Here is a 1176-nt window from a genome sequence, read left to right as displayed (position 1 = left end):
GATGGCTAAGGAAAAGTTTGAGCGCAACAAGCCGCACGTTAACATTGGGACGATTGGGCATGTTGACCATGGCAAGACGACGCTGACGGCGGCGATCACGAAGTATTTCGGCGATTTCCAGGCCTATGATCAGATCGACGGTGCGCCAGAGGAGAAGGCGCGCGGCATCACGATCTCGACCGCGCATGTGGAATACGAGACCGAGAACCGCCACTATGCCCATGTCGACTGCCCCGGCCACGCTGACTACGTCAAGAACATGATCACGGGTGCGGCCCAGATGGATGGGGCGATTCTGGTGGTGAATGCCGCTGACGGACCTATGCCACAGACCCGTGAACATATCCTTCTCGGCCGTCAGGTTGGCATTCCGACCATGGTTTGCTTCATGAACAAGGTCGATCAGGTGGATGATGAGGAACTTCTCGAACTGGTCGAGATGGAAATTCGCGAATTGTTAAGCTCCTACGAGTATCCCGGTGACGATATCCCGGTGATCCCGGGCTCTGCACTGGCCGCCATGGAAGGCCGCGACAACAATATTGGTGAGGATTCGATCCGCGCGCTGATGGCCGCTGTCGATGAGTTCATCCCCACGCCTGAGCGTGCCGTGGATCAGCCGTTCCTGATGCCGGTCGAGGATGTGTTCTCGATCTCTGGCCGCGGGACTGTTGTGACCGGTCGTGTTGAGCGTGGCGTGATCAATGTCGGCGACGAGATCGAGATCGTGGGCATCAAGGACACGCAGAAGACGACCTGTACGGGTGTCGAGATGTTCCGCAAGCTGCTGGACCGTGGTGAGGCAGGCGACAACATCGGCGCACTGTTGCGCGGGATTGACCGTGAGGCCGTCGAGCGGGGCCAGGTGCTGTGCAAGCCCAGCTCGGTGACGCCGCACACGAAGTTTGAGGCCGAAGCCTATATCCTGACCAAGGATGAGGGGGGCCGCCACACGCCGTTCTTCGCCAATTACCGTCCGCAGTTCTACTTCCGCACGACGGATGTAACCGGCACGGTGACCCTGGCCGAAGGGACCGAGATGGTGATGCCGGGCGACAACGTGTCGTTCTCGGTTGAGCTGATCGCTCCGATCGCCATGGAAAACGGCCTGCGCTTCGCCATCCGCGAAGGCGGCCGCACCGTCGGCGCAGGCGTCGTCTCCAAAATCATCGACTA

General features: G+C 59.8%; 1 protein-coding gene. It reads left to right on the top strand.

Annotation, left to right across the window (positions count from 1 at the left end; genetic code table 11):
• Position 1 precedes the first annotated feature (1 nt).
• The coding region (tuf, locus tag IU397_RS23150; protein ID WP_204417985.1) for an elongation factor Tu at positions 2-1176 on the top strand (1175 nt) is incomplete at its 3' end.

Source organism: Actibacterium sp. 188UL27-1, from assembly GCF_016901225.1.
Lineage (GTDB): Bacteria > Pseudomonadota > Alphaproteobacteria > Rhodobacterales > Rhodobacteraceae > 188UL27-1.
This window is presented reverse-complemented; position numbering and strand designations above follow the sequence as displayed.